The organism is Aeromonas sp. 603607, assembly GCF_049171595.1.
GTDB lineage: Bacteria > Pseudomonadota > Gammaproteobacteria > Enterobacterales > Aeromonadaceae > Aeromonas > Aeromonas veronii.
Genome location: NZ_JAAKOV010000005.1, coordinates 111,419 through 135,263, shown reverse-complemented (window position 1 = coordinate 135,263; position 23,845 = coordinate 111,419). Strand labels below are relative to the sequence as shown.

Sequence of the window (23,845 nt, the reverse complement as noted above, 5' to 3'; positions counted from 1 at the left end):
GCGGTATTTAATGGGTCATTGAACATGATGAACAACAGAAACAACGGCTTTACCCTGATTGAACTGGTGCTGGTGATCATAGTGCTGGGGATCCTGGCCGTCACCGCCCTGCCCCGCTTTATCAATATCAAGGATGATGCCCTGAAAAGCACGGTCTCGGCGACCGCTGGCAGCTTTGCCAGTGCAGTTCAGCTGGCTCATGCAGGCTGGGTTGTCAAAGTTCAGGGACAAGCGATCGCGCTCTACAATCTGAGCAGCTTTGGCGTGAAAAATATGGATATCAATATGTATGGCTGGCCTGTTGGTTCTGATGAAGACCAAGGTCAAAAAGGACTGGATGAAATGTATATAACAGGCCAGTCCGATTACATATCCGTTAGCAGCGGAGCTGATTGCCGCTTTCTGTTTGAAGACATGATGGATAGCGACTACAGCGTAGAAGCGGTAAATTTTGGCCCGGTGATTGATAGTAAAGCGGATTACTTAACTGATGTTGTCTCCACAGGAGCGATTGATGCGAATGGCGAAGAGCATCTTAACTGCCGCTATATCCTGCGCGACTCAATCAACCGCTTCCAGATCAACTCGGATTATCTAAACGGCCTCGGCTTCGACTACAACAGCGTTACCGGCGCCGTGACCCGCAATTTTGATTGAGCTCAGCCTCTTCTGCGCAAGCTCGCTCTTTGCTTGAATCATCATCATAACGAACCGGCGTGCAGCAGCGCCGGTTCTCCTGAGTGAGCCCCCACTCCTCGCACCATGCATCGTAACGGGCCAGCCAACGCAGCAATATCCCTTTCATCGTCACACCTCCGCCAACAGGTTCAGGTCAAAAACCATCCTAATCAGAGTTGGCAAGGGGAGCAAGTCATCCCCATAACCGCGATCAGGCGGAATAAAAAAGAGCCGGTCAGCATGGCTGACCGGCTCTTTTAACATTCCCTGAAGAGGTTACCCGATGAGCGACAGCTCATCAGCCTCACAGGCTCTTCAGCTTCTCTTCCGGCAGAGCCAGCTCGTCGTTGTGGTTGACGCCGATCCCGCGCTCCAGCACATGACGGGCGATGGCGTGCGCCTCTTCCAGCGAGTGCATGCTGTAGGTACCGCACTGATACTCGTTCAGCTCGGGGATCTTGGCCTGATCCTGCACGGTCAGCACGTCGCTCATGGCCGCCTGCCAAGCTGCGCCAACACGGGCTTCGTCCGGCGCGCCGATCAGGCTCATGTAGAAGCCGGTACGGCAACCCATAGGAGAGATGTCGATGATCTCCACGCCGTTGCCGTTCAGGTGATCACGCATAAAACCGGCGAACAGGTGCTCCAGCGTATGGATACCGCGCTCGGAGAGGATCTCCTGATTCGGTACGCAGAAACGCAGGTCGAACACGGTAATGGTGTCCTTGTTCGGGGTCTGCATGGTCTTGGCCACACGCACCGCTGGCGCTTCCATACGGGTGTGGTCAACGGTAAAACTGTCCAATAACGGCATTTCTGACTCCTGATTTGGTTACCAGAACCAGCCCCCACGGGAGAGCTGATCCTTGCATTGACGGTACTGGGCGCCGTAGCGCTGGGCGCGAGCTTCCACCTTGCGAGAGGTCTTCATCAACCACCCCTTGCTGCGATAGCTGCCACGCCGGTAGCCACCCCACCCTTCGTGATAATTGAGATACTGGCCATAGGCATCCCACTTGGAGGTGCCATTGAGCCGCTGGGCTTTGTTAGTGTACCAACCCATAAAATCGATGGCGTCGGCAAAGTCATCACGGTCACTCCAGCTGTTGCCGGTTTCTCGCTGGTAATCAGCCCAGGTTTCATCTTTGACCTGAGCATAACCATAAGCCGAACTGGCCCGCCCGGTCGGGATGAAGAGGAAATACTGCATCGGCGGCTGAGCATCATGTACGTACGAGGACTCCTGATACATCATGGCCATCACCACATGGATCGGCGTCCCCCACTTCTCGTTCATCTTGAGCGCGGCCTTGTGCCAGTCAGGCTTCTCGCGAAAGATCTGGCACAGATTCTCCGGCTGGGCCGGTGGACGGGTACTGCAAGCAGTAAGGCCCGCCAACAGGCTGGCGACCACCACGAAGCGCATCCACCCCATCAAATGAGACCACACTTCACGCCTCTGGTCAGGTAAAAAGATAGCCAAGGTCAGATCGCGTCTTCGTTCTCTTCGCCGGTACGGATACGAATGACACGCTCCACCTCGCAGACGAAGATCTTGCCATCACCAATCTTGCCGGTACGGGCGGTGTTCTGGATCGCTTCCAGACAGGCATCGAGATCCTCGTCCTGCACCACCAGCTCCACCTTCACTTTCGGCAGGAAGTCGACCATATATTCGGCGCCGCGATAGAGCTCGGTATGGCCCTTCTGGCGGCCGAAGCCTTTGACTTCGGATACGGTCATACCGTTGATGCCGATCTCGGCCAGGGCCTCGCGCACATCGTCCAGCTTGAACGGTTTGATGATGGCTTCAATCTTCTTCATGGTGACTCCTTACCAGTTCTGTTTGCCGAACCCGGATGTAATGGGGTAACGGCGATCCTTACCAAAGTTGCGAGCCGTAATGCGGGGCCCGACCGCCGCCTGACGGCGCTTGTATTCGTTGAGATCCACCAGGCGGATCACCTTGCGCACCACCGCTTCCTCGAAGCCCTCGGCCACCATGTCGGCCACGGACGCATCCTCTTCCACATAACGCTTGAGGATGGCATCGAGGATGTCGTATGGCGGCAGACTGTCCTGATCCACCTGATCCGGCGCCAACTCTGCTGAAGGGGGGCGGTCGATAACCCGCTGCGGGATCACATAGTCGACCGAGTTGCGATATTCGCACAACTTGAAGACCAGCGTCTTGGGCACATCTTTCAGCACGTCAAAACCGCCAGCCATGTCACCGTACAGCGTGGCATAGCCAACAGCCATTTCACTCTTGTTGCCAGTGGTCAGCACGATACGACGACGTTTGTTGGAGAGCGCCATCAGCAGCACGCCGCGGCAGCGGGCCTGCAGATTCTCTTCGGTCGTATCGCGAGCGGTACCTTCAAACAACGGCGCCAGCTGGGTCATAAATCCTTCGAACATCGGCTCGATGGAGATGATGTTGAACTCAACCCCCATCCGCTCAGCCTGCTCCTTGGCATCTTCCACACTCATCTGGGCGGTGTAGCGGAACGGCATCATCACCGCTTGCACCTTGTCGGCCCCGATGGCATCGGCCGCGATGGCCAACGTCAGCGCCGAGTCGATGCCGCCGGATAGGCCCAGCACAGCGCCGTGGAAGCCGTTTTTGGTAACGTAGTCGCGCACTGCCAGCACCAACGCCTTATAGGTCTCGGCCAACGGCTCCAGCGGTGCAGCGGGTTCCCGCGCCTTCACTGGCTGGCCATCGGCAAAACGTACCAGCGCCAGCTCTTCGGCAAACGGGGCCAGCTTGTGAGTCAACTCGCCCTGGCTGCTGAACACCTTGGAGCAGCCGTCGAAAATCAGCTCGTCCTGACCGCACACCTGATTGAGGTAGACCAGCGGCAGACCGGTCTGATCGCAGCGCTCGGCCATCAGCTCGCGGCGGATCCAAGGTTTTTCCTGATCATAGGGCGAGGCGTTGATGGTGAGCAGCAGTTCGGCCCCTGCCGCCTTGGCGGCCAGCGCCGGACCCGGCTGCCACAGATCTTCACAGATGAGCAGCCCCAGCTGGTGACCCCGGAACGGCACCACGCAGGTCTCGCTTGCAGCGGTAAAGTAGCGCTTCTCATCAAACACGCCGTAGTTGGGCAGGTCCTGCTTGAAGTAACGGGCAATCAACTTGCCTCGCTCATAGAGGGAGGCTGCGTTATAAAGAGCCTCACCTTCACGCCAGGGATGCCCGACCAAAATGGCGCAGTTGCCCTGCCATTCGGCAATGCGAGCCAGCGCGGCATCGACCCGCATCATCAGATCGGCGCGCAGCAGCAGATCTTCCGGTGGATAACCGGTCAGGGCCAGCTCGGAGCAGACCAGCAGATCGGCACCTTGCTGCTCGGCCTGAGCCGCCGCAGCGAGCACTTTGTCAGTGTTATCTTCGATGGCGCCTACCGTCAGATTCAACTGGGCAAGCATCAGAGAGAGGGCTTTTGCCATGGCGATGCATCTTGTATTCGAAAATGATGGGGAATGATAAAGAAAAGGCGCTGGCTGTGCCAGCGCCCCGGATTCAAGGGGTACAACTTAGATTGGCCGCATTGGTTACACCATTATCCACCAGCAGGGCACAAGGACCACTAATCACCTGACCGTTGGCGGGTGGCGTCATGGCGATGCTGAGGGAAGCTGGTTTCAACAAGTAAGTTTTATTTCCCTGTGCACTGTAGGAGAAGTTCACCACCAAGCTACTATTTTGCGCTGCCGTACAGACATAGGTAGCCGGCTGGTTGTTAGCCTGGGGTTTATCAATACGGCAAGTAGCCCCCGTAGTTGTGGTACTGACATTCAAGCCACCGAAGGTATTTTTGCTGCAAGATACTGGCGCAGTATTGTTGCCATTCCCCTGCTCAAGACACTCGATCCGTCCCGATACCGTGAGAGTTGGCACAGTCTGGGAGCTGGTATCGATCGAGATAGGCATGGTGGCGACCTTGGCCTCACTTCGATCTACCGGTGAGATAAGTGAAGCTGTGATCCCCGAGTTACCTTGGTAGGCCGTCACCTTGATCGATGCACTTTGCAACACGTTGGATGCATCCTTGGTGCTCTTCTTGGCGGACAAATAACCACGGCTGTAGCTACCAAAATAATAGCTGCCAAGATCAACGACTGTCTTGACAGGCTCGTTGGTCACACCGACATAGTCAGAGGCACTGCCAGTCAACTGGCCACTCAATGGCACCAAGCTCCACTCCGCCAGCATGGTCAGATTGATATCCTGAAACGGAACCTTGGCCAACAGATCCTGAGAGGTCAGATCGAGCTTCGAGAGACTGTCCGGCGAGAGCAGATCCACGTAGATACCTCTAGCAATCAACTGGGCGGTCCCCGTATTCATGGTGATCTTGGTGCTGGTATCTCCCCCTGTCGCAGCATTGGCAGGCAACCAATCCGCAAATTCGGTGATCGTCGGCGGCGTGGCCGTGGGGTTTGCGGTCCAGTTGAGGGTGTTTTTCTGCCAGGTGATGTAGGTAGTAACTACGTACTTGATGTAGTTCTGATAGCTGGTCTGGTTTGCGGGCTTGGCAAGAAAATCAGCGCTGGTCACGACAACTTTGATCAGGTTCCAGTCAGGCAGCGGGCGATAGTAACCATCAAGTCTGACAAAGCGGCAGGCATCCACATAATCGCCACTATTGACCGATGAGAGGCCACTGTTGTAACGCAGTCGACTGGTATTTAGTGGAGCGTAAAACTGTTCGAAACTGCTGCCGCTGCCATCGAAATGATCCTTGCAGCAACTGGTGCAGAGACTCGGTTGATCTCTGACACTGCTGTTGAGTACCCCGGTCTGCTTGGTAACCTGGGAGCCCACATTCCAGTACAACAGGTTGCTGCTGGTCAAAATGGCCTTACCGGGCAGGTAGGCATTGACACTCGAGCCATAACTGCAGGAACAGGAGACCGATGCCAGATCCTGCAGCACCTGTTGAGTATTGCCACCATTGTCTGGCTTATAGGTAACAGTCTCGAATTGCACCAGTTTGCCAACAGAACCATCCTTGGAGGTCACGGTGGGCAATGGCTTGCTGGTCTCTTGCTTGCGCCCTTCCTGGTCAATCTGGATGGAAATGACATCGGGCGCGACCCCGGGGGTATAAACCACATGGGGCGGTTCACGACTGGTATCCAACCCCCCGTTAAACTGATTCTGGGTTAATGACTCAACAGGCGATACCGCACCGGAAAGCAACAAGGAATGGGACTGCCCGACGCTGTCGCTCCAACTGACAGTGACATTGACCACCTTTCGGCCAGGATAGGCATGCAAATAACCCGCCGGGATAGCCGTCTGCCAGCCAGAGCCATTCCAGTACTGATTACTGACGCTCCAACTAAGGGCATAAGTCCCACCGCCATCAGGAGGTGTTGCCGAACTGGAACCTGCCGCGATACTGTTATAAGCAGTAAGCGGTGAAACCGCGCTTACCACTCCATTGAAGGTACGAAACGCATCCAGTTTTGACTCCGCCAGACGCATGGCTACCTCATAACGGCGGCTATCCTGGGAGGTATTGAGCAACGAACGAGACATAGCCACCAGTCCTGCGACCCCCACTCCCAGCAGAACCAGGGTGATCAAAATCTCTAACAGCCCAAATCCCTTGTGCGGTTTCATACATGCTCCTACCAGTCGCGCCAGCTACCAGGCACCAGATTGATGCTCTGAAACGCAGCTCCATTTTCGATATTGCTCAACACCGCCTGATCATACTTGGCATCAAAGGTGCCGTTAGCCGTTTTGCCCAGTTGATAGTTGGCCACCACGGCACCGTTGACGATAGCCCCCCCCTTCAAGCTGATATCAGTAGTCGCCGTAGCAGGCGTGGATGAATAGGCAAACACCAGCCCATAGAGGGTAGCGCTCCCATTGACCATCAGATTGCCATTGCGAACGATGAGTACCACGGGCGCAGCAACCGAGCCGATAGACCCACCCGGTTTGCAGTCTCCATCGACGATAATCAGGCCGCTTGAGGCGGTCGAGAGCGAGTCACAATTATTCAACCGTTGTACTGCTCGTGACTCCAGATTGGCCCACCCCGTAGCGTCATCATTCTCGTTAAACAGATACCAGACCAGGTCTGTGGGGAATGCCGTATCATTATCTTTGATGTCCGACTGCTTATCACCCTTCTGGCTAATGTAGGTACTACACCCGCCGCTGTAGTCTCCCTGGTGGCAAGTCTGACCAGAACCATTGGTCAAATCCACATTGCCATTCGTCCAGACAGATAACGGAACCCCTGGCCCCCCACCGTTAGGGTTGGCCACCACAGTGAAGTTGCCGGATACTGCCATACCACCGGCAACTGTCAGGGGGGCTGCGGGAGTGCCGGCCAACACGCTTATCTTGATGGCCTTCACCTCAACCTCTGCATTGGCGGTACTGTCCACCAGGGTTGCCATAGTGCGCACTTTAACCGGAACTACGTTCGCCCCACCGACAATCACGGTCGGTTCATCCAGAGCCCACAGGGTATAATTGCCAGCCGAAACAGTGATAGATATACCGCTACTGGGGGTGCGCCAAGCTGCATCCTGCGCAAGCCGTCCGACCCCATCCGAGAGACCCAGCTCGGCCAGTGCCAACGCCTGCCGGTACTGTACTTCATTAAGACTGACACGACGGTCAGCAACCATCAGCTTGCCCACCAGCAAAGAGATGCCAAGCAGGATCACAATAAGCAGCAGCGTAATAGTGAATGTGGTAAAGCCAAGATAACGTTTCATGGCATCAATACCCGTCGTTACGCAGCTTGATATCACGCTGCAAGGTGAGTTTAAGTGCACTATTTGCCTTTAACTGACCCGATATGGCCAAGCGCACCGTTCTCGCGCCAGCCGACGCACTGCTTCCAAGCAGCGAAAAAGTGAGGTCAGTCACCTCAATGGTGTCATCGGTACTGAGTAAATTCCCCGTGCTGCAACTGGTACCGAGCTGCACCCCTTTGTCGGTACTGTCGTAGCTGTAAATAAAGATCTCATTGGCACCGAGGGTTCCATTGTTATCATCATCGTATTTCAGCCGGATACAGCGATAAATCTTGGAACCAGTGATCGTCTCATTCATCAGGTCGCTGCCAGTATCAAAATAGAAGGGGGATCTGGAGCCTGATGCAGCATTGAGAAACACAGTAGCTCCCTGATCGTAACCAGTTCGCTGTACATCACGGGCAATCATGTCCGTGATACTTTGCAACTCCTGATTTAGACGACTTACCTGCATCGATGTTTGATTGGCCTTGAGAATAGTGGCGAACAAGGATGTTACGGCTGCAACCAAAAATAGACCTGCGACCATGGCCACCATTAACTCGACGATGTTAAAGCCTCGTGCTAGACCTAATCGCATGGAGAGCTCCCCGTGACTGGCTCGGTTCTCACTCGCCCATTTGTGGCAATAATAACCCTGTGCTCAGAGGTCCCGTTCTTCAGACAAATAGAACCATTGCCCAAACCGCCACTGCCGTGAAGATCTTTGAATGAGCCTCTACGGTTATTGATTTCAAGAGCATTTTCAGAACCGGATAATTCATAGTTTGTCGTCAGAGTAATGCCGTTAAACTCGCTGGCATCAACGCCCTTGCGACCTTCAATAGCAGAACATGAATCCGAGCAGCTATTACATGCCGAATCAAGAGCGATGCGATAGCACCAATTGGCCTGCCCCGCATTGAATATCTTGAAGATTATCGGTTTATTACGTTTGATAGCCTCAGACTTGAGCAGCATTATATCCGTGTAAACGGCTTGGGTAGCCGCCTTGACCATCTGCTCCTGGCGCAATGACTGATAACTGGGGATGGCTACGGTTAGCAGCAGGGCGACCAGAGCCATGGCGATCATCAATTCAATCATGGTAAAACCTGCTGAGCGCCCCTCTGCGAATTCCATTGGCTAAAGACTCCTTTCTTTTCGCACATGCCAGTAGAGTATGATGTCAGTACTATCCTATAGTATCTATCTGTTTAACGAACCCTGCCGCGCCCATGAGAATCAAACAATCCGGAATCACCCTGCTGGAATTGATGGTGGTCGTTGCCATCGTTGCCATCATTGCCGCTGTCGCCTACCCGAGCTTTACTGACGGTCTGCGTAAATCTCGTCGAGCCGATGCCATCAAGGGCTTGCTGACCATGCAGCTCAAACAAGAAGAATTTCGCATCTCCAATGCCAGTTACAGCAGTGCGATAGCCAGTGTGGGCAACCCAACCAGCGATTACTACACCTTTAGCATTTCTGGCGCCAGCGCCACCGCCTACACACTGGTGGCCACCAGCAAGGGGGCCCAGGTCGGCGACAAGGCCGGCAATACGGCCTGTGATACCCTGACTATCAACAAGGCCGACATCAAGACGCCTGCCGAGTGCTGGAACTGAACGCTACCAGCATTCGGTGGCTGTCATGGTGGCTCGTGATACCCCCTGCAGTCCGCTCTGATCGAGAGTCAACAATCCACAGGGATCGCCATTCATCACACCTGTCGGAATGGCGGTCAGGGTATAACGGGCCCCACTGGCATTGAGCGCTACATTGTAATACGCAGCCCCCCCATCCCTCGGCAGGGTCGCCAAGCCGGCAGAGGCTAGGTTACCGGCGTCGTAATTGCCATTGGCAGTAAACTCCCGCTCCAGATATTGCGCCGCTTCCAGCAACACTGCCCTGGCTTCGGCCCGCTTGGCAGCCGCCATGTAGTTGTTGTAACTGGGATACGCGATCGCGGCCAGAATGGCGACCACTGCGACCACTATCATCAACTCAATCAGGGTAAAACCACGTTCCATGCCAACCTCTACTCCAGTTGCAACCAGGACTGGCGGCCACCCAGATCGCCTGCCCCCTCTTCCAGCGTGACCGAGATATTTCCGCTGGAGCCGCTGATATATTTGCGCTCCATCTCGGCATCTTCCACTACGCTTGGCGTTGTGGTGAGCTCATCAAATTGCTTGCCGCTTACCGGCACCTTGATGTCATTGCCGGCTTCATCCTCGATCGCGACGTAATCATCATCGTTGACAGCCCCGTCGCCGTTAACGTCAAACACCGAGTAGGTGAGTCTGGCCCCCGAGATGGGATCCAGCTCCATCAGCCAGGAGCGGCCACCAAAGTCACAGGCATCCGCCGACGGGATCAAGGTATTGAAGATCAGTCGCTTATGTCGATAGAGCATCTCTGAGACGGCCCGCTCACCGACCCCCTTGCTCAAGCTTGGCGATTTCAATAGCAGATACCAACCCTTTTGGCTGGTGTAATTGATATTCCGGTTGGAGACAACCCTCACGTTGAACTTAATAGTGGTGCCGTTGGCCACAAACTCATGGGTGATGCTCTGCTGCAACAGCTGGCTACTGAGCACGGTAGCCCCCGTATCCCAGATACCGTACACCGCTTCCAGCCTCGGCGTGGCGGGAACCAGTTTGTCATCATTGGTAAAATAACTGCCAGTCCCCATCATCACCATAACCCCCCCTTTAGGGTGCCGAATAGCCAAAGGACGCATGGTGATCGGCTGACGCGTACCGGCACTGCAGCTGCCATTACAGGCCTGGAACAGCGGCTTGGGCTTGTTGCCCGTTTTCAAAGCACTTCCCCACTGGGCACTGTTTTTGTCAGTCAGATCGAATTTCCACAAATTGCCGTGCAGGTCACCGGCATAGACATAGTCGACAACCCTGTCCCCGTCTTGATCTACCGGCAAGGGGGAAGATAGACCGTTGGGCTCGCTGGAAGACCCTACCTCGGTATCGATCTCTTTGATGATGGCGCCAGTCGCCAGATCCAGCACAAACAGCCTCGCAGTCTGACTGGTGCTGTTGTAACCATTCGCAACAAGAGCAACCCATTTGTTGTCGGCTTTGACCCGCACCAGAGTGGGTGCCGCCAGTGCAACCCCCATTTCGCTATCGGTGAACTCCCACAGCATCTTGTCGGCGGTGAAGTTATCCGGGGCCGTCACATCTATGGCAAATACCGCCTTGCCACCGGCACCGGTGGATCCCAGCAAGATGCTCTTCCAGCGACTGCCCAGATAGGCATCGCCCACCTTGGGCGTCCCATCCACATAGTAGCGATGGCTGTAATTCGGTCTGGTCAACTGATTCAGCTCGCCCAGCAGGCTGGACGGGATATAGGCCAGTCGCTCGACACCGTCGGCGACTCGAAATCCGTGCAGCATACCGTCATTGGCACCGACATAGAGCATGGGTGGGCGGCGGGTAATCGCCGTCGAGCTTAGAAAAGCCTGGTAACCCTCCCGCTCGGTCTGGGTCAGACCGGCTGCACTGCTGTAACCGTAATCACGCTTGCCCACGTAGACGGGATCAGAATTGATGATGTCGCCGAGCAGATCACTACGATTACGAAACGCACCACCATTGCGCTGCTCACCACTGCGATCACCGCGCAGATAGGCGACACGGCTTTCTCCCTGGTTGTCACCAGCGACATTGAATAGAGCCCGGTTGGTCACATTCAGCGTATCCCAACGAAAGGGGATGCCGACACCATCTTGCCGGGTGAAGATATTGCGTGCCGAAGGCTCGGGGATCAAGGTAGCGGCATCCCAAGCGATCTCCCCAAGGGTGCCATCGCTGTTCAGCGGGATCGAGACCAGTTGCCCCGACCAGTCGCCGCTGTTGTAGCGGGCCTGGTAGATGTGGGTATTGCTGTCCAGCCGGGTTGCGTTGGCGGTCACTGAACTGGCTGAGCTGTTACGGGCGGCAATCTGTGCCAGCGTACTGCTCAGGGCTGCGGCGAAGGTATCGGGATCTGCCGCGCTGAAGAAATTCCCTTTGCTGTTGACGGCCGCATGCCACAGATCATCGATTTTCTTTGCATCGGAGCCGTAGGGGCTGGGCCAACTCACAGGCTTCCCGCTGGCAGGGTTCAAGGTGCCGTTGACCCCCAATCCGACCGTGAAGTTGACCAGATGCTGCCAATTAGCGGGATCCTCCGTGCTGGTCGGAACCTTGTTTGCGAGATCGGGACGCAGATCCGTTTTCCAGTAATGGTAAGCCACATCAGCCAAGGTATCAGCGGTTCCATCATTGTCTTGGTCACCGACCGCAGGGTCAGGATTATAAGCTCGCCCCTCACTCCAGTAACCATCGGTCATCAGAATGTTATAACTCTGGCGACAGGTAAGATGAGGAAGCGTGCTACCGGCACTGGCGGCCCAGGGGCCATCGCCACCCGTCTTGGAAAAGTAGTTTCCCACATGCTGGAGGCTGGTCCGCAGTGGAGTACCGGCAGCTGGAATATCGCGGCTATAGAGATCGTTGAAAAAGTCACTGCGATTAGTACCCGAAAAAGCGGCCACATCACGGATCACACTACCGCTGGCATTGATGGTGGCAAAACCGACTCGCAGCGCTTGCCCCTGGCTGGCAAAGGCACGCCCAATGCCAGCTCGTGCCGCCAAGATCCGCGAGCGATAGTAGGTGTACCAGTTAGCAAAATTTTGAATTTCTTCCTCATAGCTACAGACCGGTTTACTGACACAATCGCTGCGAGTTGGGCGATTAAGGTAAGTCTTACCAGGCCGAATTTCCACCCGAGTGTAGTTACTGCTATTTTTAACATTACCGCTTCCCTTATAGTCAAAGTAAACGGCTGGCCAATATATCTCCTCTGTCACATAATCTCGTTCTTTCGGACCGAAATAATAACGCAGTTTTTCCTCGTTGTTTTCCCGAGTCAGATCTCTGCAACCCATATCGGGCTTGGATGGATTATGCCAAGCGCATTTCGGTTTAGCTTTTTCCATCAAGGAACCATCAGCGTTTACCCAACGCAGATACGTGACCTGAGGATTATAATATAATTTATTATTATAGTTAGAACGGATATAAGCATTACGATCATTATTACTATCAAAGGTTACCGTGTAGTTATTATAATCCTCATTGCCATATATTTTATTAGCCCTTGGATAAACATAACGCGCTTCATTCTCTATGAGTGATTCTGGCATGATTTCGAAATGCATCGAGCCTGAATCATCCAGGGTAAACATGATATTGGGATCGGCCCGGGTGCCGAGATAGAGGGGAACCTGGGCAATATCGAGCGCCGCCTGTGCCGAAGCACAGCAGAGCATCACCGAAAGGCCAAAACCAAGTTTGCCCATACACCGCCTCCTAGCGACTATAGGTCGATTGCAACAGCACCCGGCTCTCGTCAGAGAGACCAAATCCCCTTGCAGTAATACGATATAGACGACGCTCACTGATGGGCTCATCGACTGCCAGATCCTCGCTCCCCCCCTGGGTATAGGGCAACCGTTCGATAAAGTATTCGGGAGCGCGCCCCGCCAGACCACTGTTGGTATAGGTACGCCAGGCGGTCGAAGGGGAGGCAGGATCCACCGCGGTGTCGATAAATTCATACAGGCCCGCGCTGTTGTCATAGGGACCCGAGTTGCCAGCCTCGATATAGCGCTCGGCAGCGCGCAGGCCCGCTTCTGCCGCCTGCAATGCCTGCAGTGCCTCTTTCTGGTTACCCGCCATCTTCTCTTGCAACTGCGCCCCACGCATGCTGGCCATACCCAGCAGGCTCACCATGACCAGAAAAATCAGGCTGATCACCAGCGCCATCCCCTGCTGTCGATCCATCATGACTGGGCTCCTCAAGGTAGCCGATTGCGCAGCGCAACTGTGGTTTCGGCGACCCAGTACCAGTTGCGATCGGTCGCCCGGAAGGTGGCTCCGGCAAAGCTAAGGGCCTGCGGAGACGACACCACATTGCCTTGGTTACTGCGCATAAGAAGCTGTACTCCAATCCCCAGTACATTGTTCCAGTTTGGATTGCTGGCGGCGCTCACATAGCGATCTGCCGCCCGGTCCCGGTTCTGATCCTCGCCGAATGTAAGTTGCATATTGGCCACCCCTTCGATAAGGGGCATACCTGCAGCCACCCCGTTCTTGCGATAAAGCGTATAGGGGCTGCTGGCTGAGGGGCGGGCGATATAGTAGAGACGGGTTTCCACCCTGTTCACGACCGAGCCAAGACCAAACCGCTCCTCGGGTGGGCTGCTGGCCCCCCCCCAGGAACTGCTGGCATTGCCTGGCGTATATTTGTTGTCATTGGAGTGGACGATATTGACCTCACGCCCCCCTGCCACGCCCTGTACTTTGGTGACCTGAAATATTCTGGCCTTCTGACAGTCGGAGACCATGACAATATCTCCCTCGCACAGATCGCTATAACCCTGTGCGCCGGAACCACAATAGTCGGCCTTGCTGGATAGCTGCTGCACAAACAGCTGGGCGGCACTGTTATGATTATCACGACTGAGCGGAACCCCAACCCCAACCGGCCCCTGAACCAACAGGATATCGCTACCCGGCATGGGTCTGGGCTCGGAACCGCTGAACAGAGCAGACAGCTCGGCTGGCAAAGTGGACGTCACATTGTCGTAACCACGCAAAAAGGTGGTGAAGTTGTAGGGCAGTGCCGTACTGTTATTGAGGGTATTGGTGATATTGACCCCCTGTTTGCTGAGACACCCCTGATAGCCCACCATACGCAGCTCTTTTTGCAGCAGATTGGTGGCAAATCCGCTATCTTCCCGCACCCGGGCAATGGCCTCGCCAGTGAGATAGGTTTTGTGATTGCCGAGAAACACCTGAATCATGACCCCCACCGTTATCAGCGAGAGCACCAAGGCGATCATCACCTCGACCAAGCCGATCCCGTGCTGGTGTAGCGGCAAACCGCTCCTGCTCATAGGTCCGTCCTCAGGATCATGCTGCGCGACGCAGGATCAGTCGACAGCCGACTGCTATCCCACTGAATAGTGATGGTGGCCCTTCCGGCACTGACCGATACGGCGCCATCGCCACCTGGTAGCTCGGCTACGACCCGCTTCCAGTGTTGCAGATCCTGAACCGCCATAGAGCTACCCGAGACAGTTTCGCCCAAGTCGATATTGTATTGCCCGTTCAGAGCCGCGCTGCGATTAGCCCGCATCATGTCGTTGATCATGTATGCATACTGGGTCGCCTCGGTACGCGTCAGCGCCGACTGGTTACTCTTGAGAGCCTGCAGTTGCAGAGTCGCCATGCCCAGAATACCGATGGAGAGCACCAGTACCGAGATCATGATTTCAAGCAGTGACAAACCCCGTTCTCGCATCATGGGCAGCTAGCCTCGGTAATGGAAGGGCGACCAGCCACTGTGATGTTGATATCACGGGAGGGCTCATTTCGACACTCATCAGGACGCAGGGAAAATACCCGTGCCAACGGAGTGCGGCCATCAAGAAAACCCTCGCTATTAAAACGCAGCAGGGAGGTATTGCTGCTCAATACCCCGCCCCCCATGTCGGGAAAGCCTCGCAACAACTCACCATTATCCAGTATGCCGTTACCGTTGCCATCGACCCAGATCTGCCAGCCAGCCTCCCAGTGATGCTGGGTCAGGTTATCGGCAGAGGCGGAGAGGGTCACTACCGTGTTGCGGCGAATGGCTTCTGAGCGGGCAAGGTTGATGGCCGCAACAAAGTTGTTAGCCTGAGTATTGAGAGAAATAGTGCGCAGCAAAGCGTTGAAGGAAGGAACCCCCAACGTGAGTAACAAAGAAACGAGCGCTATGGTGACCATAAGCTCGATAAGGCTAAAACCTGAACGCAAAAACATCCTGTTTCGCTCTGATTTGTTCCAGGAGGACAGACACACTCCATGTGTGCTAAGCCAGAGTAAGGGCTTGCTGGCAGTCTATGCCGGGCACTTGGTGTTTCAATCCCGGCAATGCAAAAGTTCGAGCTGCATCATCAATTTTCGCTGCAATCTGGTTGCGAACATGAAAATGGGACTCGTTAGAGCCAAAAAAAACAAAGCCACCTCAACGAGGTGGCTCTGGCAATAAACCGACATCCAGCGAGATGAGAGGGGATCAGAGGATCCGCAGCTCTGGCGGCACTTCAAACACCACGTTCTCTTCACGGCCAGGATGCTCGGCGACCACCTTGCCTCCCAGCTCCCGCAAGCGGGCAATCACGGACTGCACCAGCACCTCGGGGGCGGATGCGCCGGCAGTGACGCCTATCGCCTTCACCCCTTCCAGCCAGCTCGCCTCAATCATCGACGCATCGTCGATAAGATAGGCTCTGGCGCCCACCTTTTCGGCCAGCTCGCGCAGACGGTTGGAATTGGAGGAGTTGCGAGACCCCACCACCAGCATGGCGTCCACCAGCCCTGCCATCTCCCGCACCGCATCCTGACGGTTCTGGGTGGCGTAGCAGATATCGTCCTTGCGCGGCCCCTGGATCTTGGGGAAGTGCTTGCGCAACGCATCGATGACGTCAGAGGTCTCATCCACGCTCAGGGTGGTCTGGGTGACAAAGCAGAGGTCATCCGGGTTCTTCACCTTGAGCTTGGCCACATCTTCAGGCGTCTCCACCAGATACATGCCGCCTTCGCGATTCTCGTACTGCCCCATGGTCCCGATCACCTCGGGGTGACCGGCGTGGCCGATGAGCACAGCCTCGGAGCCCTTGCGGCTGGCGCGATGAACCTCCATGTGCACCTTGGTCACCAGCGGACAGGTGGCATCGAATACCTTGAGGGCGCGGGATTTGGCCATCTCGCGCACTGTCTTGGCCACGCCATGGGCAGAGAAGATGACGATGCTGTCATCCGGCACCTCGTCCAGCTCCTCGACGAAGACTGCGCCCGCCTCTTTCAGCTTGTTCACCACATACCGGTTATGCACCACTTCGTGGCGGACATAGATGGGGGCCCCGAACTTCTCCAGCGCGCTCTCGACAATGCTGATGGCGCGATCGACACCGGCGCAAAAACCGCGAGGGTTAGCGAGCAGAATATCCATTAATGCACCTTCTCCTCATCATCAACGCCCAGGATCTCCACCTCGAAGGTAACGGTATGACCAGCCAGCGGATGGTTGAAATCGACCGTCACCGACATTCCTGCTACCGCCCGGATGATGCCCGGCAGCTCGCTGCCATTGGGCTGAGCGAACAGGATGATGGTGCCGACTTTTGGCTCCACTTCGGCGCCAAACTTGGCACGGTCGAGATGGTAGATATTGTCGGGATTGGAGAGACCAAAGGCCTCTTCCGGCGCCAGAGTAAAACTCTTGCTCTCCCCTTCGCACAGGCCCAGCAGACACTGCTCGAAGGTGGGGGTCAGGCTGCCATCGCCCATCCGCAGGCGGGCAGGTTTGCCGTGCAGCGCCGTGCTGTCGGCAACCGAGCCATCTTCCAGCTTGATGGAGAAGTGGAACAGCACGCTGCTGTTAGCGGTGATCTGCTGGCTCATGCCTGCTCCTTTTTCTCACCACGGAAACCGTCCAGCACGATCATGGCGGCCCCGATAAAGATAAAGCTGTCGGCCAGATTGAATGCCGGCCAGTGCGCACGCTGCCAGTAGAAGTCGAGAAAATCGACCACATGGCCCAGCACCAGTCGATCAAAGACGTTGCCGAGGGCGCCGCCGATGATGAGTGAATAGGCGATACCGCTCCAACGCTGGGTCACCGACTGCTTGCGCAGCCAGTGGATCAGCAATCCACAGATGGCAAAAGCCAGCACCGCGAAGAACCAGCGCTGCCAGCCCCCCTGATCAGCCAGAAAGCTGAATGCGGCGCCCTTGTTGTAGACGTGAACCAGATTGAAGAAGGGGGTGATCTCCACCCCCGGGTAACCAAATGGCAGCAACTTGACCACGGCGAGCTTGCTCGCCTGGTCCAGTACAAAGGCCAGCACTGCCAGCCACAGCCAACGCAGGCCGCTTTTATGTTGAGTCATGTTCATCAGGCAAATTGACGAGTTTCGCCGTCACCCTCAACGTTGGTCACACAGCGACCACAGATCTCTTCGTGACCCGCGATGGCGCCCACATCTTCGACATGGTGCCAGCAGCGGTCGCACTTGGCGGCGGCAGACTGGGCCACGCTCAGCCACAGGTCATCACGCTCGGTCGCCACAGAGCCTTCCGGCGCAGTGTCAGCCACGACCACCTTGGCTTTGGAGGTGAGCAGCACGAAGCGCAGCTCATCGGCCAGCGCGTTCAGACGCGCAGCCAGCTCCGGCTTGGCGAACAGGGTCAGTTCGGCCTGCAGGGAGCCGCCGATACGCTTCTCGCCACGGGCCACTTCCAGCGCCTTGTTCACTTCACCACGCACGGTGAGGATCTCGGCCCAGAAATCGTCATTGAGGGATTCACCCGCTTCCAGACCGAACAGGCCGTCGTACCACTCCTCGGTGAAGACGAACTCGCCGCGCTCGCCCGGCAGCAGAGCCCAGATCTCGTCGGCGGTGAAGCTCATGATCGGCGCCATCCAGCGCACCATGGCTTCTGCAATGTGATACAGGGCGGTCTGGCAGGAGCGACGGGCCAGGCTGTCAGCCTTGGCGGTGTACTGACGATCCTTGATCACATCCAGATAGAAGGAGCCCATCTCGATGGAGCAGAACTGCATCAGCTTCTGGGTTACACCGTGGAAGTTGTACTCGTCGAATGCCGCCATGATCTCGGCCTGTACCGCTTTGGCACGACCCACAGCCCAACGATCCACCACTACCATGTCGGCAGGTGCCACCATGTCGGTCGCCGGATTGAAGCCGTTCAGGTTGGCCAGCAGGAAGCGGGCAGTGTTGCGAATACGACGATAAGCATCGGCAGAGCGCTTGAGGATCTCGTCGGAGACAGTCATCTCGCCGGTGTAGTCAGTGCTCGCTACCCACAGACGCAGGATGTCGGCACCCAGCTTGTTCATCACGTCCTGCGGGCTCACCACGTTGCCGATGGACTTGGACATCTTGCGACCCTGACCATCCACGGTGAAGCCGTGAGTCAGCACTTGGTTGTAGGGAGCTTTGTCTTTCATGGCCACGCCGATCATCAGGGAGGACATGAACCAGCCGCGGTGCTGGTCAGAACCTTCCAGATACATGTCGGCCGGCTTGCCATTGAACTCGGGACGGGCATCAACCACGGAAGCGTGGGTAGAACCGGAGTCGAACCAGACGTCCAGAGTGTCAGGCACCTTGTCATACATGTCGGCATCGTCACCCAGCAGCTCGGCCTTGTCCAGATCCCACCATGCCTGAATGCCGGACTGCTCGACACGCTTGGCTACTTCATGCATCAGGCGCACAGATTCCGGGTGCAGTTCCTGGGTCTCTTTGTGGACGAACAGGGAGATAGGCACACCCCAGGTGCGCTGACGGGAGATACACCAGTCAGGACGGTTCTCGACCATCGCCTGAATGCGGTTTTTACCCCAAGCCGGTACCCAGCCGCTCTGGCCTTGCTGGGCAATACCGTCCTTCTCGATGCGCTCGATTTCCTCCAGTGCGCGCTTGCGCAGACCCTTCTGCTCCATGCTGATGAACCACTGCGGGGTGGCACGGAAGATGATCGGGGTCTTGTGACGCCAGCAGTGCGGATAGGAGTGGTTGAACACCTTGTGGTGCAGCAGGGCGCCGCGCTCGGTCAGCACTTCGATCACGGAGGCATTGGCCTTGAACACATGCTGGCCGGCAAACAGTTCGGTATCCGGCAGGTAAACACCGTTGCTGCCAACCGGGTTGGCCACTTCCAAACCGTACTTCTGGCCGACCACGAAGTCTTCCTGACCGTGGCCAGGGGCGGTGTGAACGGCACCGGTACCGGCATCCAGGGTGACGTGGTCACCCAGTACCACAGGCACGTCGAAGCTGTAGAAGGGGTGGTTGAAGCGCAGCAGCTCGAGCGCGGCGCCCTTGGCGTAGCCCAGATTGTGGAACTTCTCGATACCGGCGCGATCCATCACATCCTTGACCAGCTCGGCGGCCAGGATCAGACGTTCGGGGTGCTCCCCTTCAACCTGCACCAGTGCGTAATCCAGATCGGCGTGCATGGCGATGGCGCGGTTGGCTGGCAGGGTCCACGGGGTAGTGGTCCAGATCACCGCAGAGAGCGGGCCCTTGCCGGTGTGGCCTTCGGCGCAGTCAAACTTGGCGGCAACGCCCGCCTCGTCGACAGCCTTGAAGCGCACGTCGATGGAGGGGGAGTTCTTGTCGTAGTACTCAACCTCGGCTTCAGCCAGCGCAGAGCCACAATCGGTACACCAGTGCACCGGCTTGGAGCCTTTGTGCAGGTGGCCGTTTTCAACGATCTTCGCCATGGAGCGGATGATGTTGGCTTCGGTGCCAAAATCCATAGTCAGGTAGGGGTGTTCCCAGTCGCCCAGCACACCCAGACGGATGAAGTCGGTCTTCTGCGCTTCGATCTGGGTCTTGGCGTATTTGCGGCACTCGGCGCGGAATTCGGCAGCGGAAACCTTCTCGCCCGGCTTGCCGACCATGCCTTCCACTTTCAGTTCGATAGGCAGACCGTGGCAATCCCAACCCGGCACATAGGGGGAATCGAAACCGGAGAGGCCCTTGGACTTGATGATGATGTCTTTGAGGATCTTGTTGACCGAGTGACCGATGTGAATGTTGCCGTTCGCATAGGGGGGGCCATCATGCAGAATGAAAGAAGGCTTGCCCGCTTTGGCGCGGCGAATAGCGCCGTAGAGATCCTGATCGTACCAACGTTTCAGCATGTTGGGTTCGCGTTTGGCCAGATCGCCACGCATCGGAAACTCGGTTTCCGGAAGATTCAGGGTGTGTTTATAGTCGCTCATCAGTCCTGGGTTCCCTTCTTTTCTAAAAGAGTGCTGGGTAAATTGAATTGTGGCAGCCCGAACCAGGCTCGGGCCGCCAGGGCATCTCGTTCGATCTGCTCTTTCAAGGCAGTGAAAGAGGCAAACTTCTGCTCTTCGCGCAGCTTGTGGCGAAGCAGCACCTTGACCTGCTGACCATATAGATCACCAGAAAAATCAAATAGATGTACTTCCAATCTGGCTTGTGTACCGCTCAAGGTCGGCCGTACACCCACATTGGCTACACCGGGGAAGGTCTTGCCGGAACATATCACTTCCACCGCAAACACGCCACCGACCGGGATCACCTGGCGCTTGAGGGCCAGATTGGCGGTGGGAAAACCTATGGTGCGCCCCAACTTGTCGCCGTGGGCCACCCGGCCGCTGATGGTATAGGGACGGCCAAGCATCAGCTCCACCTCCGCCATCCGGCCCGCCTTGAGTGCTTCGCGCACTAGGGTGCTGCTGACCCGCTGCCGTTCGAGCTGGAAGCTCTGGGTACTGATCACCTCGAAGCCGAAGCGATGACCCGCCTCCTCCAGCAGGTGGAAATCCCCTTCCCGCCCCTTGCCGAAGCGAAAATCATCGCCAACCACCAGATAGCGCACCCCGAGCTTCTCTACCAGCAACTGCTCGATGAAGGTCGAGGCCGCCTGCTCGGCAAAGCGGTGGCTGAAGCGCACACAGAGCATGCGGTCGATATGCAGCCCCTGCAGCGCTTCATACTTCTCCCGCAACCGGCTCAGCCGGGCGGGCGCAGCTGTGCCGGCAAACAGCTCCAGCGGCTGCGGCTCAAACAGCATGACGCAGGCGGGCAATCCCAGCTGGGCCGCTTTCTCCTTGAGACGTGCCAATACCGCATGGTGACCCTGATGAACCCCATCAAAGTTGCCAATGGTTAATACACATCCCCGGTGACGGGGCTTGAGATTGTGAATGCCGCGAATAAGCTCCATCAGTGCCTTGTGCGTTGCTGCCATGGAAATCGGCGGATTATATATCAGGCAGCAGGCAGGGTCAGCCCTCATAGCCTGATTTCAACTATCCGGGCCCAAGCCCGCCCATCTGCGGCGCCATGAGGCACTATCCCCATGGCACCGCAGGATCACGACTACTGCTGCCCCGATTTAAGGTGACGCGGCCGAATGCCCAGCAGTAGCAACACCACGGCATAGACCGCAGCCCCCAGCGACAGCAGCATGGTCAGCTGCAAACTGGCCTTACCCATGTTCCATGCCCCCCACTGGGCCAAGTCTGGCGACAGATAGGCGAGCACGCCCCCCATCAGCACGCTGGCGACCAGCAGCTTGAGGCAGAACACGCCGGTATGGCGAGAGGGACGATAGACGCTCTGCTGGTACAACCCCTTGAACAGCAAGGCCGCATTCAGGGTACCCGAGCAGGCGGTCGAGAGCGCCAGCCCCACGTAACCGAGCGGGTAGATGAAGATGAGGTTGCAGACCATGTTGGCAATCATCGACATCACCCCGATCCGCACCGGCGTCTTGGTGTCCTGACGGGCGTAGTAACCGGGTGCCAGTACCTTGATCAGCATCAGGGAGAGCAGACCGGTAGTGGAGGCCAGCAAGCTGGCGCTCGACATGCTCACTTCATGCAGGCCAAATTCGCCGCGCATGAACAGCACTCGCAAAATGGGCTCACGCATGACCGCAATGCCTATCATCGCGGGCATGCCGAGCAGCATCACCATCCGCACCCCCCAATCCATGGTGCGGGAGAAGTCGGCCGGATCGGCATCCACATGCTTCTTCGCCAGCGCAGGCAGGATCACGGTACTGATGGCCACTGCAAACAGCCCGAGGGGGAACTCCAGCAGGCGATCAGAGTAGTAGAGGTAACTGATGGCACCGGTCGCGAGGAAAGAAGCCAGCATGGTGTTGACCAGCAGGTTGATCTGGCTGACCGAGACCCCGAACAGGGCAGGGATCATCAGTGTGCGGATCTTCACCACCCCAGGGTGATTCCATCCCCATTTGGGCCATACCAGCATGTTGATTTGGCGCAAAAAGGGGTACTGGAACAAAAACTGCACCAAACCGCCCAAAAAGACACCAATCGCCAGCGAGATCTCCGGTTTGTCCATCAGTGGCGCAATCCACCAGGCCGCCGCAATCATGGTGATGTTGAGAAACACCGGCGTAAACGACGAGACCGCAAAGCGGCCGAAGGTGTTGAGAATGGCCCCCGCCATGGCGGTAAAGGTGATGAACCAGAGGTAGGGGAAGGTGATTTTGAGCATCAGACTGGCGAGCTCGAACTTCTCGGCCGCAGGGCCGCCATGCAGCCAGTCCCAGAACCAGCCCCAGCCAAACAGCGCGGTCAGCACACCCGAACCGAGCACACCAAGCAGGGTGACCACAGTCACTATCCCCCCCAGCGTGCCCGCCACCGCCGCCAGCAATTCACGCACCTCCCCCTCGTCGCCATTTTTCTTGTACTCCGTCATCACGGGAACAAAGGCCTGGTTGAAGGCACCTTCGGCGAACAGACGACGCAGAAAGTTGGGAATGCGATTGGCAAAAAAGAAGACGTCGGCGGCCACCCCGGCACCGAGCAGATTTGCGATGACCACATCGCGAACCAAGCCCATTACTCGGGATGCCAGCGTCATTCCGGACACTATCATGCCGGATTTGATCAATTTCTTACTCAAGACGAGGCCTCTGGAACTGTCAGAATGAAAAGAATGCTGCTAGAATCGGCCGACAGTTTAACCGTCTCCCTACTGACACACCACCGGGAGGCGGTGTTTATTTGCACAAATCATTTGACAATATGTGGTTGGAAGGGCATATTTCCGGGCCTTTTCAATACACTCGCTAAGACAGTTTTAGGAGTTTTACCTTGGCTAACATCAAATCTGCTAAGAAGCGCGCTCTTCAGTCAGAAAAACGCCGTCAGCACAACGCCAGCCGTCGTTCCATGACCCGTACCTACCTGAAGAAAGTCATTGCTGCTATCGCCTCTGGCGACAAAGCTGCTGCGACTGCCGCTTTCGCTGTTGCTCAGCCGATCATGGATCGTATGGCGACCAAAGGCCTGATCCACAAGAACAAAGCAGCTCGTCACAAGAGCCGCCTGTCTGCCCAGATCAAAGCTATGGCTTAATCAGCGTCTGCTGATCAAAGCTGAAAAAACCGGCCTTAGTGCCGGTTTTTTATTTATCTGCGCTGCAATAAAGTCGATGCAGCAAACTGATCATTTCACGCACCTCATGGCTGCGCAGCGAATAGTAGACCGTCTGGGCCTCTTTGCGCGTCGTCACCAACTCATCCCGCCGCAACAGCGCCAGGTGCTGTGACAAGGCCGACTGACTCAATCTCAATCGCTCGTTGAGCTCCCCCACTGACAGTTCGCACTCCAGCAACTGGCACAGAATAAACAGCCGCCGCTCATTGGCCAGCGCCTTGAGCAAGGCCACCGCTTTACTCGCATTGGCTTCCATCTCTTCAAGTTGCATCACATCTCT

24 protein-coding genes are annotated in these 23,845 nt (G+C 56.4%); 3 read left to right on the top strand and 21 right to left on the bottom strand.

Going from position 1 to position 23,845, the window contains the following annotated elements:
- Nucleotides 1-24: 24 nt before the first annotated feature.
- On the top strand, nt 25-657 hold the full coding sequence (locus G5315_RS07215; RefSeq protein WP_421332810.1) for a type II secretion system protein: 633 nt from the start codon (nt 25-27) through the stop codon (nt 655-657).
- A 325-nt stretch (nt 658-982) separates the two neighbouring features.
- Here the strand turns inward: G5315_RS07215 and luxS are convergent, their stop codons facing one another.
- The 8 genes from luxS to G5315_RS07175 form a co-directional block, all read right to left on the bottom strand.
- Complete coding sequence (gene luxS / locus G5315_RS07210; protein WP_005340462.1) at nt 983-1,492, bottom strand: S-ribosylhomocysteine lyase; 510 nt, start codon at nt 1,490-1,492, stop codon at nt 983-985.
- Nucleotides 1,493-1,510: 18 nt separating this feature from the next.
- The gene (locus tag G5315_RS07205; protein ID WP_272502552.1) at nt 1,511-2,104 is read right to left on the bottom strand and encodes a hypothetical protein; all 594 of its coding nucleotides are present in this window, start codon (nt 2,102-2,104) and stop codon (nt 1,511-1,513) included.
- Between the two features lie 59 nt (nt 2,105-2,163).
- Nucleotides 2,164-2,502: a nitrogen regulatory protein P-II gene (gene glnB / locus G5315_RS07200; protein ID WP_005308848.1), complete on the bottom strand. Its 339-nt coding sequence runs from the start codon at nt 2,500-2,502 to the stop codon at nt 2,164-2,166.
- 9 nt (nt 2,503-2,511) lie between these two features.
- Nucleotides 2,512-4,134: an NAD+ synthase gene (locus G5315_RS07195; protein WP_266134753.1), complete on the bottom strand. Its 1,623-nt coding sequence runs from the start codon at nt 4,132-4,134 to the stop codon at nt 2,512-2,514.
- A 73-nt stretch (nt 4,135-4,207) separates the two neighbouring features.
- The gene (locus G5315_RS07190; RefSeq protein WP_266134752.1) at nt 4,208-6,316 is read right to left on the bottom strand and encodes a type IV pilus modification PilV family protein; all 2,109 of its coding nucleotides are present in this window, start codon (nt 6,314-6,316) and stop codon (nt 4,208-4,210) included.
- Nucleotides 6,317-6,324: 8 nt separating this feature from the next.
- Nucleotides 6,325-7,431: a PilX N-terminal domain-containing pilus assembly protein gene (locus G5315_RS07185; protein ID WP_216952861.1), complete on the bottom strand. Its 1,107-nt coding sequence runs from the start codon at nt 7,429-7,431 to the stop codon at nt 6,325-6,327.
- 4 nt (nt 7,432-7,435) lie between these two features.
- Entirely contained in the window at nt 7,436-8,023 is a 588-nt protein-coding gene (locus G5315_RS07180; RefSeq protein ID WP_216954532.1) for a PilW family protein, read from the bottom strand.
- Nucleotides 8,024-8,043: 20 nt separating this feature from the next.
- Nucleotides 8,044-8,595, bottom strand: coding sequence for a pilus assembly FimT family protein (locus tag G5315_RS07175; RefSeq protein ID WP_421263172.1), 552 nt, complete (start codon nt 8,593-8,595; stop codon nt 8,044-8,046).
- A 95-nt stretch (nt 8,596-8,690) separates the two neighbouring features.
- Here G5315_RS07175 and G5315_RS07170 point away from each other — a divergent pair, with 95 nt between their 5' ends.
- Nucleotides 8,691-9,080, top strand: coding sequence for a type IV pilin protein (locus tag G5315_RS07170; RefSeq protein WP_100654566.1), 390 nt, complete (start codon nt 8,691-8,693; stop codon nt 9,078-9,080).
- Between the two features lie 3 nt (nt 9,081-9,083).
- Here the strand turns inward: G5315_RS07170 and tppA are convergent, their stop codons facing one another.
- The 12 genes from tppA to murJ form a co-directional block, all read right to left on the bottom strand.
- A complete protein-coding gene (gene tppA, locus G5315_RS07165) occupies nt 9,084-9,485 on the bottom strand; it encodes a type IVa pilus pseudopilin TppA (RefSeq protein WP_421263171.1) in 402 nt (133 codons plus the stop codon).
- An 8-nt stretch (nt 9,486-9,493) separates the two neighbouring features.
- Nucleotides 9,494-12,829: a pilus assembly protein gene (locus G5315_RS07160; protein ID WP_421332809.1), complete on the bottom strand. Its 3,336-nt coding sequence runs from the start codon at nt 12,827-12,829 to the stop codon at nt 9,494-9,496.
- A 10-nt stretch (nt 12,830-12,839) separates the two neighbouring features.
- On the bottom strand, nt 12,840-13,316 hold the full coding sequence (locus tag G5315_RS07155; RefSeq protein ID WP_123173790.1) for a pilus assembly PilX family protein: 477 nt from the start codon (nt 13,314-13,316) through the stop codon (nt 12,840-12,842).
- A gap of 11 nt (nt 13,317-13,327) precedes the next feature.
- A complete protein-coding gene (locus tag G5315_RS07150; RefSeq protein WP_421332808.1) occupies nt 13,328-14,428 on the bottom strand; it encodes a PilW family protein in 1,101 nt (366 codons plus the stop codon).
- On the bottom strand, nt 14,425-14,820 hold the full coding sequence (gene pilV / locus G5315_RS07145; protein WP_272950156.1) for a type IV pilus modification protein PilV: 396 nt from the start codon (nt 14,818-14,820) through the stop codon (nt 14,425-14,427). Before pilV ends, G5315_RS07150 begins: the two co-directional genes overlap by 4 nt.
- A gap of 14 nt (nt 14,821-14,834) precedes the next feature.
- A complete protein-coding gene (gene tppE / locus G5315_RS07140; RefSeq protein WP_100646794.1) occupies nt 14,835-15,338 on the bottom strand; it encodes a type IVa pilus pseudopilin TppE in 504 nt (167 codons plus the stop codon).
- Between the two features lie 256 nt (nt 15,339-15,594).
- Complete coding sequence (gene ispH / locus G5315_RS07135; RefSeq protein ID WP_227341909.1) at nt 15,595-16,530, bottom strand: 4-hydroxy-3-methylbut-2-enyl diphosphate reductase; 936 nt, start codon at nt 16,528-16,530, stop codon at nt 15,595-15,597.
- Nucleotides 16,530-16,982, bottom strand: coding sequence for an FKBP-type peptidyl-prolyl cis-trans isomerase (fkpB, locus tag G5315_RS07130; protein WP_421332807.1), 453 nt, complete (start codon nt 16,980-16,982; stop codon nt 16,530-16,532). Before fkpB ends, ispH begins: the two co-directional genes overlap by 1 nt.
- The gene (gene lspA, locus G5315_RS07125) at nt 16,979-17,476 is read right to left on the bottom strand and encodes a signal peptidase II (RefSeq protein ID WP_005340447.1); all 498 of its coding nucleotides are present in this window, start codon (nt 17,474-17,476) and stop codon (nt 16,979-16,981) included. Before lspA ends, fkpB begins: the two co-directional genes overlap by 4 nt.
- Nucleotides 17,476-20,337, bottom strand: a complete 2,862-nt coding sequence (gene ileS, locus G5315_RS07120) for an isoleucine--tRNA ligase (RefSeq protein WP_421332806.1) — start codon at nt 20,335-20,337, stop codon at nt 17,476-17,478. Before ileS ends, lspA begins: the two co-directional genes overlap by 1 nt.
- On the bottom strand, nt 20,337-21,311 hold the full coding sequence (ribF, locus tag G5315_RS07115) for a bifunctional riboflavin kinase/FAD synthetase (protein WP_019445579.1): 975 nt from the start codon (nt 21,309-21,311) through the stop codon (nt 20,337-20,339). Before ribF ends, ileS begins: the two co-directional genes overlap by 1 nt.
- Nucleotides 21,312-21,466: 155 nt before the next feature.
- On the bottom strand, nt 21,467-23,029 hold the full coding sequence (gene murJ / locus G5315_RS07110) for a murein biosynthesis integral membrane protein MurJ (protein WP_216949684.1): 1,563 nt from the start codon (nt 23,027-23,029) through the stop codon (nt 21,467-21,469).
- A 191-nt stretch (nt 23,030-23,220) separates the two neighbouring features.
- On the opposite strand from murJ, the gene rpsT reads away from it, so the two are divergent.
- Nucleotides 23,221-23,484 carry a 30S ribosomal protein S20 gene (gene rpsT, locus G5315_RS07105; RefSeq protein WP_005308808.1) on the top strand — a complete coding sequence of 88 codons (264 nt, stop codon included), beginning with the start codon at nt 23,221-23,223 and terminating at the stop codon, nt 23,482-23,484.
- Nucleotides 23,485-23,533: 49 nt separating this feature from the next.
- Here the strand turns inward: rpsT and G5315_RS07100 are convergent, their stop codons facing one another.
- A complete protein-coding gene (locus G5315_RS07100; protein WP_416034481.1) occupies nt 23,534-23,836 on the bottom strand; it encodes an ArsR/SmtB family transcription factor in 303 nt (100 codons plus the stop codon).
- Nucleotides 23,837-23,845 lie beyond the last annotated feature (9 nt).